Source organism: Arthrobacter sp. efr-133-TYG-120 (assembly GCF_030209785.1).
In the GTDB taxonomy this organism is placed as follows: domain Bacteria; phylum Actinomycetota; class Actinomycetes; order Actinomycetales; family Micrococcaceae; genus Arthrobacter.
This window is the reverse complement of the sequence record NZ_JARVRI010000005.1, coordinates 1-12,621: the sequence shown is the minus strand read 5'-3', so window position 1 is coordinate 12,621 and position 12,621 is coordinate 1. Positions and strand designations below refer to the sequence as shown.

Below are 12,621 nucleotides of genomic sequence, written 5' to 3'. Positions count from 1 at the left end.
TTTTGCCTCCGGGTCCTCTCAGGACAGGCTGACTCAAGACACGCGCTGGCCGAAGTTGTGCCGGCGGATCCAGGCGTGCATCGCGATGGCCGCGGCCGACGCCGCGTTCATGGACCGCGTGGAACCGTACTGCTCAATCGACAAAGTGGCGACGGCGGCGTCGTGCACCTCGGGAGTCAAGCCGGGGCCCTCCTGCCCGAACACAAGGATGCAGTTGCGCGGAAGTTCGTAGGTTTCCAGCGGCACGGAATCGGGGAAGATGTCGATGCCGATGATGGCCAGCCCCTCCCCCTGCGCCCACTCCACGAAATCCTCCACGGTGGGGTGGTGGCGGACGTGCTGGTAGCGGTCGGTGACCATGGCGCCGCGACGGTTCCACCGGCGTCGTCCGATGATGTGGACCTCCTTGGCGAGGAACGCATTGGCCGTACGCACAACGGTGCCGATGTTGAGGTCGTGCTGCCAGTTCTCAATGGCAATGTGGAAATCGTGCCGGTGGGCGTCCAAGTCCGCGACAATCGCTTCGTGCTTCCAGTACCGGTACTTGTCCACGACGTTGCGGCGGTCGCCGTCCGCCAGGAGGTCCGGGTCCCACTGCTCGCCTTCCGGCCAGTCGCCCTCCCAGGGCCCGACGCCGACCTCCGGTTTCGCTTCGGACTCCCCTTCGGTAGAGGAGACGAACGACAGGTTGGTGGGGGCAGGGTTCTGGGGCCGGTCAGTCACTCCTCAACCCTAGCCCGGCCAGTGCCGCATGCGGCGCCGATACCCGGCCCCGTAACGCAGGACACCCGGGTGTCTCGGAGACCGAAAGATGAAAGACTTGGGACGAGAAGCAGCCACTACGCGGAGGAAAAGCATGGAGAACGCAACCGAGGCCCCCAAGAGCTCAGCCCTTTACCGCAACGGACATGAAATCGAATGCTGGCTCACGGACATGGACGGTGTCCTTGTCCACGAAAACCAAGCGGTTCCCGGAGCGGCTGAACTGATCCAGCGCTGGGTGGACACCTCCAAGCGATTCCTCGTCCTCACGAACAACTCCATCTTCACGCCGCGGGACTTGGCAGCCCGGTTGAGCTCCTCAGGCCTGGAAATCCCGGAAGAGAACATCTGGACATCGGCCCTGGCCACGGCCCAGTTCCTCAAGGACCAGGTGCAGGGCTCCGAGTCCGGGAACCGCGCCTACACCATCGGTGAGGCAGGGCTCACGACGGCGCTGCACGAGGCCGGCTTCATCCTCACCGACCAGAACCCGGACTTCGTGGTGCTCGGCGAAACCCGCACCTACTCCTTCGAAGCGATCACCATGGCCATCCGGCTGATCCTCGCGGGGGCGCGTTTCATCGCCACCAACCCGGATGCCACCGGTCCCTCGAAGGACGGGCCGATGCCCGCCACCGGCGCCATCGCCGCGCTCATCTCCAAGGCGACCGGCCGCGAGCCCTACATTGTGGGCAAGCCAAACCCCATGATGTTCCGTTCCGCGATGAACCAGATCGACGCGCACTCCGAGACCACGGCAATGATCGGTGACCGCATGGACACCGACATCATCGCGGGCATGGAAGCCGGGCTGCACACGGTCCTGGTGCTCAGCGGCATCACCCAGCGGGAGGACATCGCGGCCTTCCCGTTCCGGCCGAACCAGGTCCTGAACTCGGTAGCGGACCTCAAAAACCAGATCTAAGAAGAAGGGCCGGTGCCATGGCTGTGCTGAACCTCCGGTCCCTGGCCGGTGGCCGTATCCTGAGGGGCAGCCAGCCATTTGGCATGGGCACCGCGGCGACGGCCGCGTTCCTGGAACGTCATGGCATCCAGGCCGTCGTGGATCTCCGGAGCGCGTACGAGCGCGCCATCGTGCCCTGGCAACTTGCCAACGGCGCGGTGGAGCTCGTGGAGAACCCCCTCGATCCGCGTACCGCTTCTGCTGGGCTCCAATCGATCCACACGGCCGAAGACCTTGGCGAGCTGTACCTTGGGTGGGTTCGCGCCCGCCCGGATTGGGTGGCCGAATCGCTGCGTCCCGCGGCCCAGGGCAAGCGGACGCTCATCCACTGCTCGCTCGGCAAGGATCGCACCGGCGTCGTATCCGCTCTGGCGCTCCTCGCGACGGGCGCTGACCGCGCGGCCGTCGTGGCGGACTACGCCGCAAGCACCGCGGCCCTCCCCACAATGCTGGAAACCATGTCAGCAGCTTGGCGGCTGGCTGTCCCCGAGGTTCCGGAGGAGGCATTCAGTCCCTCGCTCATGCTGCTGCAATCCCCCGAAGCCGCGATGGAATACTTCCTGGACCGTTTCGGGCACGAGTTCGGCGACGCGGCGGATTACTTGCGCGTCGCCGGCCTCAGCGGTTCCGAGCTGGACGGACTGCGGCGCAGGTAGGGAGGCACCGTCAGTAGAACACCACCCGCGAGCCGGCCCGGGGCAGCGGAAACAGCTCGTTCTCCAGGTCCTCAATGATCGGATTGTAGATAAAGGGATTCCACTGCGGGCTCGCATGGGCGGGGCGGGCGCCGTCGGTCCTGCGGCCCGTGGACGCGATGTTGAGGGGGAATACCTTGGCCCACGCGGCCCGGGCGGTTTCGTAGTTCACGGTGTCGTCGTTCGGGTTTCCGATGAAGGCCATGCGGGTGTCTCCCAGCCCGTCGACAAACCGTGTGCCGTCAAAGTGGTAGATGTAGTCCGATTCGCTCTGGATCAGCACGCTCGACGGCGCGATCGGCGAGAGCTGCTCCAAGGTCTGGTCCCAGATCTGCCCCCATGTGCGTTCGTGCTTGTTCACCACGCGCTCGCCCAGCTCATAGCCGCCGCGGAGGACTGACGGAACCTGGAAGCCGCTCTCGTACAAGAACACGACGCCGTCGAACCAGCTTTGGTCGAGGATGTCGTACTTACTGAACGGCGAGGAATCCAACAGGATCAGCTTGACGCTGACGTTGCGTTCACGCAGGCGTGCGGCCACCTCAGTGGCCAACATCCCGCCGAAACTGTGGCCGTAGAAATACAGGGTGTTCAGCTTGCGCTCATTGATATAGGCGAGCACAGCGTCCACCACCTCAGTGACTTCCATCCCCAGGTTGGAGTATCCGACGGCGGCCATCTGGCCGCGCTGCCGGAGCGAACCGCGGATCGAGTTGAGGATCCATTGGGCCTCTTCCCAGCTCGTCTTATAGCCGGGAAAGAGGATCCAACTCGAGTTGGGGTAGTACGACTCCGCGAAATCGTCCCCTACCGGGAGGATCTTGGTGGTGCGGCGTTCCGCCTGGACCTGGCGGGTGAACAGCATGTCCGCTGCGAGGGCCGTGGAAGCACCGGCTCCAATCAGGAAGGAACGGCGGGAAAAGCTCTTCAGCTCGGCGGCTTGGCGGAGCACCCGGGCAAGGGAGCCCGGGTCCTGCCAGCGCTGCTGCCTCCGAGGGAATTTCCCCGCCCGATAGTTCACGCAGCCAGCTTAGGCGCTTCGGCGGACGGGCACACGGTCCCCTCAAACCCGCCCGGCCTTGGCAGAGTTAGTCGAGTCCCAGCTCGTCCTTGCCGAAGGCGAAGAGGTACGGCACGCCGGTTTCGGCCTCGATCTTTTCCTTGGCGCCAGTGTTGCGGTCCACGATGACGGCCACGGCCACCACGTTGCCACCGGCCTTGCGGACGCCCTCGACGGCGGTCAGTGCCGAGCCGCCGGTGGTGGAGGTGTCCTCGAGAACCACGACGTTCCGGCCTTCCACTGAGGGACCCTCAACCTGGCGGCCCATGCCGTAGGACTTCTGGGCCTTGCGCACCACGAAGGCGTCAACCGCGCGGCCGGCGTCGGCCGCGGCGTGCATCACGGCGGTCCCGACCGGGTCCGCACCCATCGTCAGGCCACCGGCGCACTCAACGGCGATTCCGGCGTCGTCGATCATGGAGAGCATCACCTGGCCAACAAGCTTCGAAGCCTCGTGGTGGAGGGTGATGCGCCGCAAGTCGATGTAGTAGTCCGCCTCGGCACCACTGGAAAGGATCACCTTGCCGCGGACAACCGCCAGTTCTTTGATCAATTCAAGGAGGCGGGCACGGGCAGCGGCAGTGTCAACAGCGGGAGTCATGGTGCCCATTCTACGTAAAGCCGTTCGACGCAAGGGAATGGCGAGCGTCATGCACTGTCCACGGCGCCGGCACGTCACCCGCCGTAACCTGTGAAATATCTGCGCGGGAGGCGGTGTTCCCCCACGTATGACAACAATCGGAATCATCGGTGCAGGACACATTGGCAGCCAAGTCGCCCGCAAAGCAGTCGAGCTTGGCTATGACGTAGTGATCAGCAACTCGCGGGGACCGGAAACCCTGGCGGAACTGGTGGCGGAGCTTGGCGAACATGCCCGGGCCGCAACACCGGCCGAGGCAGCAGCGGCGGGCGATTTCGCCGTCGTGACCGTTCCGCTCAGGAGCTACCAGGACATTCCCGTGGAACCGCTCGCGGGCAAGATTGTGATCGACACGAACAACTACTATTGGGAGCGGGACGGCCGCATCCCGGAGCTCGACAAGGGCGAGGCCACCACGTCGGGCCTGCTGCAGAAGCACCTGCCCACGTCCAAGGTCGCCAAGGGCTTCAACCACATCATGGCGAAGGAGATCGGCACTGACGGCTCCCCGTCAGGCGCCGAGAACCGCCGCGCATTGGCCACCGCCAGCGACTACCCCGAGGCGGCGGAACTCGTGGCGAAGCTCTACGACGAGTTCGGTTTCGACACCGTCAACATCGGCCCGCTCGATGAGAGCTGGCGCGTGGAGCGTGACCGCCCGGCCTACGTGGTGCGGCAGAACGCTGCCGAACTCAAGGACAACCTGGCGAAGGCACCGCGCACCATCTGAGCAACCTCCAAACAACACAGCAGCCGCTTGCCTCCGAAAGGCAAGCGGCTGCTGTGCTTAATCGTGGACGCCCGGACCGGTCAGGATGCAGAAGCGGGATCGACGACGGCGAACCCCGCCAAGGCGGCTGCCTTCCGGACATAAGCCAAGTTGGACGCCGTCCGTTCCTCCAACGGAAGCTCGGTGGAAAAGTCCTCCAGTGTGACCCAGGAGTCGTAGCCGACGTCAGCGAGCGCCCGGAAGTAGGCGAGGACACTCGCCTGGCCCTCGGCAAGAGGGGCCCATTCGTTGACCCACACGGCCGCACCCGAATCGTCTTTCGAGTCGGTTCGGACCCAGCGGGCGTTCTTCACATGGACATGTGCCAAATAGGGGCCGAGGAGCTGGAGGGCAGGCAAAGGTGATTCCCAGCCCTCGATCAGCAGATTGCCGAGGTCGTGGATAACGCCGACATGCCGCGGATCCAGGCCTTCCAACAATCGACGGGCCGAGGAGGCCGACGCCGTCACGGTTCCATGATGAAGTTCCACGAGGGCTTTGACGCCGTGGTGTGCTGCACGGGAAGCAACCCACTCGTAGTGTTCCCGGGTGGCGGCAAAGAGTTCCGGGTAGGGCAGGCCTGTGGGTTCCGGGCCGCCCATGTTCGAGTTGCCCAGCGGCAGCACGTTCACCCGGACCTGCCTGGCACCCAAGGCCGCTGTCGCCGCGAGGACCCGATCGACGTCGTCGTGGTTGTCGCAGCGGGCGTAGCCGCCGAGGCCGGAGAATTCCAACCCTGAATCGGCGGTGAGCCGGGCAATCTCCGGGACCGAATCTTCCAGGCCCGTCATGGGCCAGGTGGCACGGTTCCCTGCCCAGAAGCCCGGTTCTGCTGCCTCTGCCTGGTCCGTGACCCGCCATTCGATGCCGTCCCACCCTTGGGCGGCGAGCTTGGTGGCGGCTTCCTGCGGCGACCACTCGGGCGTGGATGCGGTGAAGACGGAGAACTTCATGCCGATACCTCCTCGCGGGCGTCCGGGTGGGAAGCAGCCCCGCCGGTACGGACCTCCACGTTGTTGTACTTGCCCGCTATGACATCGTCGATCAGCACCGGCTGGCCCAGGGTTGCCGAGACATACAGGGCGCGCACCGTGGCCAAGGCGGTCACGGCGTCCCGGACGGTAACGCCCGCGGGGCGTCCTTCCCGGATCGCCGCGACGATGTCGCGGTACTGCCGGACATGTCCAGCCGGGTACACTGTGGGATCCAGTGCTTCGACGGTGTCGTCAGGGTATTTGGCGAGCTCGACGGCGGCCTGGTTCCCGCCGCCGAGGATGCCCATCGCACTGCTCTCCGAAGGATCGGCGGCGTCTGATGCGTGGAAGTACGCGAGGTCGTCGTTGTCGATCACTGCGGAACCCTTGCTGCCCATCACCTGGAGGCGGACCGTCAAGCCAGGGTACGCCGCCGTCGTCGCGTGCAGCACGGCAAGGGCCCCGGACTCGAAGGTGACGGTAGCTACGGCGGTGTCCTCCACTTCAACACCTTCGTGGGCGAGAAGGGCGGTCTTGGCGCTGATCTCAAGGGGCCGGCCGAGGAACCACAAGAGCAGGTCCACGGTGTGCACGCCCTGGTTCATGATGGCGCCTCCGCCGTCCATGGCCCAGGTTCCGCGCCACGCGCCCGAATCGTAGTAGCCCTGGCTCCGCCACCAGCTGACCGAGGCGACGGCCGAGGTCAGCGTACCGAAGCGTCCGGCTCGGCGGGCCTCGTCCACCACCCGGCTGGCCGGATCGAAGCGGTGCTGGCTGATCACCGTGGCCACCAAGCCCTTGGCCTCGGCGGCCTTGGCCGCGGCCAGGATCTCGTCCGCCTTGACCAAGTCAACGTCAAGGGGCTTTTCGATCACCACGTGCTTGCCGGCGTCGAGCGCTTCCAGCGCTTGCTGGATATGCAGCCCGCTGGGCGTCGAGACGATGACCAGGTCCACGGGTACAGCGGCGAGCGCCTCGGCGAGCGTCAGGAAGACTGCCGGCCTCGGGTCGCCCTGGGCTTCGATCTTGGTGGCGAGCGCCTCGGAAGCCTCGGAAACCACATCCACAAGGGCCGTGATGACGATCTCCGGGAATTCGCGGACCGCGGCCGAGTGGGTGCGGCCGATCACGCCGCACCCTACGATTGCGGCCCGGATCTCCGCGCCGGAAGCGTTTGAGGCCTCGCTCACTTCGTCTCCACTCCTGCTTCATTGAGGACTTTCGCGAACGCCCTCGCTGCGATCCCGAACGCCGTCGGGCCGGAGAAACCGCCCAGTCCGTGGGCGCCGGCCAAGTGCGGCTCAAGGCTCGCGAAACCGGTGTATCCGTCGGCCTTCAGGGCCTCAACCGTGCGGAGCACATCGCCGTCGCCCTCGCCTGCCGGGACCACGTGGGCGTTCGAGAACAAGGCATCCTTCACCTGGAGGTACTCAAGGTGCGGGCGGAGCTTGGCGTAGCCGTCCTCGAAAGGCTTGACGCCCACCTGGACGAAATTCGCGGCATCCCAAGCCACTTTCAGCGCGGGAGAGGCCACGGTTTCGATGATGTCCAGGACCCGTTCGGGGATGTCTCCGTAGATGTCCTTCTCGTTCTCGTGCAGAAGAACGACGCCGGACTCTTCCGCCACGTCCGCAAGGGCACGCATGCGTTCGATGACCGCCTCCCGGATGCTCTCCACCGCCACGTCCTCGCCGTAGTAGAAGGAGAAGATCCGGATGTAGCGGGATTCCAGGACCTGTGCGGCGTTGACTGCCCGGCGGAGCCTTTCCACCTCGTGCTCGACGGGGAGGGAAACGTCCACTTTCCCGATCGGCGAGGCGATCGCGGAAACCTTCATGTCCGCGGCATCCAGCAAGGACTTCAATTCACGAAGCTGTGCGTCATCCAGATCCACGATGTTGGTGCCCCAGGCGCTGCGGACCTCAATGTGCTTGGCTCCCAATGCCTGCATCACGGCAATCTGGATCTTGGGGTCGTCGTCGATCTCGTCGCCGAAGCCCGAGAGCTCCCATTCAACAGCTGGCGTGCTCATAGTTACTTGACTCCTCCGGCGGTCAGGCCGCCCACTAGGTAACGCTGGAAAATCAGGTACAGGATGACCACCGGGGCAGCACACACAAGGGAAGCTGCCATCATCTGGCCGTAGAAGGGAATCGCGCCGCCTTCCTGCGAGGCGCCGAAGACCTGGAGCGCGACGGCGGCGGTCTGGCTTTCCGGCCGCGTCATGACTGAGGCGAACAGGACGTCGTTCCAGCCGAGCAGGAAGGCGAAAATGCCGGAAACGACGACGCCGGGCCAGCTCAGCGGGAGGATGATCCGCACCAGCACGCCCAGGTTGCTGGCACCGTCGATCCTTGCCGCTTCTTCGAGTTCGCGCGGCAGGCCGCGCAGATAGGTGACCATCACCCAGGTGGAGAACGGCATCGCGAACGTCAAATAGGTGATGAACAAGCCCCACTGCGTGCCGATGACCTGGATGCCCAGATAGGTGGCGGACGAAGAGAACAGGACGAAGACCGGAAGGACCATGAGGGTGCCGGGAACCGACTGGAGTCCCAGCAGCCCGCGAAGGATCGTCAAGCGGCCGCGGAACTGGTAGCGGACCAGGACGTAGGCGGTGGCGATCGACATGAGCGCGGAGACCACGGCGGTGGAACCGGCCACAAGCACGCTGTTGGCCAAGCCGGTGGCCAGTCCAACGCTCGTCCAGATGGTCGAGTAGTTCTCAAAGGAGAAACTGGACGGGAAGAACTCGCCCCTGGCCACGCCGATGTCCGAGTTCACGGACGCGAGGAAGATGTACGCCACCGGAATCAGCACCAGGGCACACAACAGAGTCAGGATGATGGCGAGCATCGGCCCTGGCATGAGCCGGGTGACTTCATGCTGGCGCTTGGAGCCCGGACGGAAGTCCTCCTTCGATTTGCGTCCGACGGCGGTAGTTGCGGTGCTCACTTTTTGCCTCCGGGAGTTTCGGCGTCGTCGAGTTTGACGGCACGCAGATAGACGAACAAGGGAATCGCGATCAGGATCAGCGAGATGAACGCCATGGCCGCGCTGAGCCCGAACCGGAAGCTCTGGAAGCTGGTGACGTAGGTGAGGATCGGGAGCAGTTCCACATCGGACGGAGCAGGTACCCCGAACAGGACGAACGGCAAGGTGAAGTTGTTGATGTGGTGCAGCATGCCGATCAGGAATGCCAAGGAGAGCGGACCCTTCAGGTAAGGGAACACCACGTAGCGGAGCTTGTTCCACCACAGGGCGCCGTCAAGGGCCGAGGCCTCGTGGACCTCATGGTCCACGGACTGGAGCCCGGACAAAGCCAGCAGGTAGACAAACGGCCACGACGCCCAGATCTGGACAAGGATGAGCGTCCAATACGACTGGGGACCGTTGAGCCACAGTCCGGGGTCGATGCCCACCGAATGCAGCATGGAGTCGATGACGCTGCCCGGCTGGAACATGGTCCGCCACACCGTCGCCACCACGAAAGAAGGGAGGACGTAGGGGATCAGGAAGATGGAACGGATCACTGCCCGGCCCTTGAACGCGTTCTGGGTGGCGACTGCCCCGGCGATGCCGAGCTGGATAGTGACCACCATGGCGAGCAAGGAGTAGCTGACGCTGAGCCAGATGGCGTGCAGCAAAGGCGATGCGGTCAGCGCTTCGACGAAGTTCTGGACTCCGATGAACGGAGCGCTGACCCACTTGCGCAGCGAATACTGGTCCAGGTCCAGCCCCGACATGAAGATTCCGAGCAGGAGCGGCACTACGATGATGATTGTCATCAGCAGGCCGCCTGGAATCAGCATCCACAAGGGGCGGTTGCGTTCGCTCAGCCCCTTGCGGCGCCGGGAAGTGTCATTCGGTGACTGCGGGTCCGGCTTGGCAGCGCGGGACGACTTGCGGCGCGTGGACTTGCCCGCAGTCAATGAATCGGTGGACATGTCAGTTCCTACTTACTTCGATGCCCGGTCGAGTGAGGCCTGGCCCTTGGTTTGTGCGTCCTTGAGGCGCGTCTGGAGGCTCGAGTCGTCCACGGAACCCTTGGAGAGATCAGGGATCGACTGGACCACGACGTTGAGGAGAGCGAGCTGGATGTCGCCCCAGGCTCCGGTGAACGGCGTGGCCTTGGACTTCGCCGCGGTATCGGCAACCGGTTGGAGCGCGGGGTTGCTCAGGGCCTTCAGGGCTTCGGCGTTGGCCGGCAGGTCTCCGAAGATCTTCTGGTAGTTCAACTGCTCGTCCTTGGACGTGATCAGGTTGATGTAAGCGAAGGCAAGGTCCTTCTGCTTCGAGTAGTCGGCAACAACCACGTTGTCACCGGACAGGATGCTGGCCGCATTCGCCCCGTCGCCCTGCGGAGAGGACTGGCCCGGGGCCGTCGTCGGCATGGCCGTGTAGGCGTACTTGCCCGCGACAGCCGACTTGTCGAGCGTCGGGAGGGAACTCGACGTCGTCATCATGAGGTATCCGGCCTTGCCTGAGGCAAAGGCGGCAACGGCGTTGCTGTTGCTCCACCCGATGGAAGCCGGATCGACGATCTTGTCCTTAGTAAGCCAACCGAAGTAGGTTTCATAGGCCTTCTTGACGGCCGGGTCGTCAAGCTTGAGCGTCTTGCCGTCCACGAGCGGGTTTCCTGCCTGGACGGACATGGCCCAGATGAACTTCCAGGGGTCGAAGTTGTCCTTGTACCCGGTGGCCAGGCCGAAGGTGCCGGTGGACGCGTCGGTCATCTTCTTGGCCTGGGTTGCGAGCTCGTCCCAGCTAGTGGCGGGCTTGTCGATTCCGGCTGCTTTCAGGATGTCCTTGTTGTAGGCCATCACGAACGGCCGGCTGACAAAGGGAATGCCCGCTTGGTGCTGGGCGTCCGGGCCGGAAATTCCGAGGGCGGCCTGGTTGAACTTGTCCTTCCCGCCTACCTTCTTCCAGTCGTCGTCGGACAACGTCACGAAGGCCTTGGTTGCGTACGCGGTGGGCGTGAAGGTGGTGCCAAGGCTGTAGACGTCGGGTCCCTGTCCGGAGACGACGGAGGTCTGGATGCGGGTCAGTTCGTCGTTGGCCGACGCGAACGTTTCGAATTCGACATCGGCACCGGTCTGGGCCTTGAACTTGGCCGCAATGTCGGTGAACCACTGCTTTTGCTGGGCAGAGTACTGGTTGTTGACGCCTGTCAGGACGCTCAGCTTCTTGCCCTTCCCGTCGACGGGCCCGACGCTCCCCCCGGAGCTGGTGCTTCCGCCTCCACAGGCGGTCAGAGCTAGGGCGGCTGTTACGACAACAGCGGCAAATTTGGCGGACGATGCAAACTTCATTGTTTTCCTCCCTGGAGACCCGATGGCCTCATTGGCGTGGTGCGCGTCACATCGGGTGATTTCTCCGAGTCTAGGGAAGCGCAACAGCGATGACAAGCGATTGCCAAAAATTGTCATCGGTGCTGCAATTGTGGGACAAGTCACTCGTTGAAGAGCGGCTGCGGCAGATGAGGAACACCTAGGCGATGGCAGAACTCCAGCTCCAGTCACCAGGCAGGCAGCCCACTATCCGCGATGTGGCGGAGCTTGCGGGAGTGGCAACATCAACAGTCTCGAGGGCCCTGAGCAATCCCGGCCGAGTGAACCGGGTAACGCGCGAGCGGATCGAAGAAGCGGCCGCGCAACTGAATTACATTCCAAGCTCCCAGGCCCGCGGGCTCAGCTCCGGACGCACCCAGACAGTTGCCGTCCTGGTTCCGGACATCACCAATCCGTTCTACTTCGACATCATCCGTGGGACGCAGCACCAGTTGAAGGCCGCCGGCTACACGCAATTGCTCGTAGACACCGAGGAATCAGCGGAGATGGAAGCAGATGCCCTGCAGAAAATGCGCCGCTCGGCAGACGGATTCATTCTTGCCGCGTCCCGCCTGACGGATGCGCAGCTGGCCGAGGCGGCGGCACAGCAGCCTTTGGTCACCATCAACCGGGCTCCGGCTATCGCACCCACCGTGGTGATCGATACGCCGTCAGCCATCATCCAGGCGCTGGAACATCTGGTCTCGCTGGGGCACACACGTATTTGCTTCGTTGGAGGCCCGGCCACGTCCTGGTCCAATGCCAAGCGGTGGCAGGCATTCCAGGACGAAACCACCGAGCGGAAGCTGACCACGTTCAGCGTGGGGCCGTTCGCGCCCAAGACCACCTCCGGAGCGGCCGCAGCGGACGCCGCAGTGCACACTGGGGCCACTGCGTGCATCGTCTTCAACGACCTGCTGGCCATCGGAATGCTGCAGCGCCTGCGCGAACGCGGTATTCGGGTGCCCGATGACATGAGCATTGTGGGCTGCGACGACATCTTCGGAGCCGATTTCTGCAACCCTCCCCTGACCACCATGGCGTCGCCCATTGAACAGGCCGGGCGAGTGGCCGTCTCCATGCTGTTGTCCAGGCTCAATCCCCAATATGGCGGCACCAGCCGGCGCCTGGCGGTCATGCCCACGCACCTCACGGTCCGGGCATCGACGGGCACCGCGCCGTCGTAATCCCCACCGACGCTCGCTCACTTATGGTGCGTTTTGGCGCGACCCTCGCTCACATCATGAGCGAGCGTTCCTCGATTAGCGCCCATATCTGAGCGAGCGATCGTCGAAGTAGCTCGGGGGTGGTGACAAACAGCCCGGACACACGACGGCGCAGCCCCTCCCAGGACGCTCGCTCACTTATAGTGCGTTTTGGCGCGACCCTCGCTCACATCATGAGCGAGCGTTCCTCGATTAGCG

13 protein-coding genes are annotated in these 12,621 nt (G+C 64.2%); 4 read left to right on the top strand and 9 right to left on the bottom strand.

What is annotated here, in order from left to right; genetic code table 11:
• Window positions 1-33 precede the first annotated feature (33 nt).
• Entirely contained in the window at window positions 34-723 is a 690-nt protein-coding gene (locus QRN51_RS03380; protein WP_502870845.1) for a TrmH family RNA methyltransferase, read from the bottom strand.
• Between the two features lie 133 nt (window positions 724-856).
• Here QRN51_RS03380 and QRN51_RS03375 point away from each other — a divergent pair, with 133 nt between their 5' ends.
• Both QRN51_RS03375 and QRN51_RS03370 read left to right on the top strand, forming a co-directional pair.
• Complete coding sequence (locus tag QRN51_RS03375) at window positions 857-1,687, top strand: HAD-IIA family hydrolase (RefSeq protein WP_113990628.1); 831 nt, start codon at window positions 857-859, stop codon at window positions 1,685-1,687.
• Window positions 1,688-1,704: 17 nt separating this feature from the next.
• Window positions 1,705-2,382: a tyrosine-protein phosphatase gene (locus QRN51_RS03370; protein ID WP_284988626.1), complete on the top strand. Its 678-nt coding sequence runs from the start codon at window positions 1,705-1,707 to the stop codon at window positions 2,380-2,382.
• Window positions 2,383-2,392: 10 nt separating this feature from the next.
• On the opposite strand, the gene QRN51_RS03365 is transcribed toward QRN51_RS03370, so the two are convergent.
• Together QRN51_RS03365 and pyrE are read right to left on the bottom strand one after the other, a co-directional pair.
• Window positions 2,393-3,442 (bottom strand): thioesterase domain-containing protein, encoded by a 1,050-nt coding sequence (locus tag QRN51_RS03365; protein ID WP_284988625.1) that lies wholly within the window; start codon window positions 3,440-3,442, stop codon window positions 2,393-2,395.
• Window positions 3,443-3,509: 67 nt separating this feature from the next.
• Entirely contained in the window at window positions 3,510-4,082 is a 573-nt protein-coding gene (gene pyrE, locus QRN51_RS03360; protein WP_268023778.1) for an orotate phosphoribosyltransferase, read from the bottom strand.
• A 127-nt stretch (window positions 4,083-4,209) separates the two neighbouring features.
• Between pyrE and QRN51_RS03355 the strand changes: the two genes are divergently transcribed.
• Window positions 4,210-4,851 (top strand): NADPH-dependent F420 reductase, encoded by a 642-nt coding sequence (locus tag QRN51_RS03355; protein ID WP_284988624.1) that lies wholly within the window; start codon window positions 4,210-4,212, stop codon window positions 4,849-4,851.
• 80 nt (window positions 4,852-4,931) lie between these two features.
• On the opposite strand, the gene QRN51_RS03350 is transcribed toward QRN51_RS03355, so the two are convergent.
• The 6 genes from QRN51_RS03350 to QRN51_RS03325 all read right to left on the bottom strand — a co-directional run bounded on the left by QRN51_RS03350 (window position 4,932) and on the right by QRN51_RS03325 (window position 11,179).
• Window positions 4,932-5,843, bottom strand: a complete 912-nt coding sequence (locus tag QRN51_RS03350; RefSeq protein ID WP_284988623.1) for a sugar phosphate isomerase/epimerase family protein — start codon at window positions 5,841-5,843, stop codon at window positions 4,932-4,934.
• Complete coding sequence (locus tag QRN51_RS03345) at window positions 5,840-7,054, bottom strand: Gfo/Idh/MocA family protein (RefSeq protein ID WP_284988622.1); 1,215 nt, start codon at window positions 7,052-7,054, stop codon at window positions 5,840-5,842. Before QRN51_RS03345 ends, QRN51_RS03350 begins: the two co-directional genes overlap by 4 nt.
• Window positions 7,051-7,896 (bottom strand): sugar phosphate isomerase/epimerase family protein, encoded by an 846-nt coding sequence (locus tag QRN51_RS03340; RefSeq protein WP_284988621.1) that lies wholly within the window; start codon window positions 7,894-7,896, stop codon window positions 7,051-7,053. Before QRN51_RS03340 ends, QRN51_RS03345 begins: the two co-directional genes overlap by 4 nt.
• Before the next feature lie 2 nt (window positions 7,897-7,898).
• The gene (locus tag QRN51_RS03335; protein WP_307052942.1) at window positions 7,899-8,732 is read right to left on the bottom strand and encodes a carbohydrate ABC transporter permease; all 834 of its coding nucleotides are present in this window, start codon (window positions 8,730-8,732) and stop codon (window positions 7,899-7,901) included.
• 83 nt (window positions 8,733-8,815) lie between these two features.
• Window positions 8,816-9,811: a carbohydrate ABC transporter permease gene (locus QRN51_RS03330; RefSeq protein ID WP_284988617.1), complete on the bottom strand. Its 996-nt coding sequence runs from the start codon at window positions 9,809-9,811 to the stop codon at window positions 8,816-8,818.
• A 12-nt stretch (window positions 9,812-9,823) separates the two neighbouring features.
• Window positions 9,824-11,179, bottom strand: coding sequence for an ABC transporter substrate-binding protein (locus QRN51_RS03325; protein WP_059388497.1), 1,356 nt, complete (start codon window positions 11,177-11,179; stop codon window positions 9,824-9,826).
• A 185-nt stretch (window positions 11,180-11,364) separates the two neighbouring features.
• Here QRN51_RS03325 and QRN51_RS03320 point away from each other — a divergent pair, with 185 nt between their 5' ends.
• Entirely contained in the window at window positions 11,365-12,384 is a 1,020-nt protein-coding gene (locus QRN51_RS03320) for a LacI family DNA-binding transcriptional regulator (protein WP_284988616.1), read from the top strand.
• The last annotated feature ends 237 nt before the right edge of the window (window positions 12,385-12,621 follow it).

Excerpts from the sequence above, each read along its gene's own strand:
- QRN51_RS03375 (WP_113990628.1), top strand. The coding sequence starts at position 857 with ATGGAGAACGCAACCGAGGCCCCCAAGAGCTCAGCCCTTTACCGCAAC.
- QRN51_RS03370 (WP_284988626.1), top strand. The coding sequence starts at position 1,705 with ATGGCTGTGCTGAACCTCCGGTCCCTGGCCGGTGGCCGTATCCTGAGG.
- pyrE (WP_268023778.1), bottom strand. The coding sequence starts at position 4,082 with ATGACTCCCGCTGTTGACACTGCCGCTGCCCGTGCCCGCCTCCTTGAA.
- QRN51_RS03355 (WP_284988624.1), top strand. The coding sequence starts at position 4,210 with ATGACAACAATCGGAATCATCGGTGCAGGACACATTGGCAGCCAAGTC.
- QRN51_RS03350 (WP_284988623.1), bottom strand. The coding sequence starts at position 5,843 with ATGAAGTTCTCCGTCTTCACCGCATCCACGCCCGAGTGGTCGCCGCAG.
- QRN51_RS03340 (WP_284988621.1), bottom strand. The coding sequence starts at position 7,896 with ATGAGCACGCCAGCTGTTGAATGGGAGCTCTCGGGCTTCGGCGACGAG.
- QRN51_RS03335 (WP_307052942.1), bottom strand. The coding sequence starts at position 8,732 with ATGCCAGGGCCGATGCTCGCCATCATCCTGACTCTGTTGTGTGCCCTG.
- QRN51_RS03330 (WP_284988617.1), bottom strand. The coding sequence starts at position 9,811 with ATGTCCACCGATTCATTGACTGCGGGCAAGTCCACGCGCCGCAAGTCG.
- QRN51_RS03325 (WP_059388497.1), bottom strand. The coding sequence starts at position 11,179 with ATGAAGTTTGCATCGTCCGCCAAATTTGCCGCTGTTGTCGTAACAGCC.
- QRN51_RS03320 (WP_284988616.1), top strand. The coding sequence starts at position 11,365 with ATGGCAGAACTCCAGCTCCAGTCACCAGGCAGGCAGCCCACTATCCGC.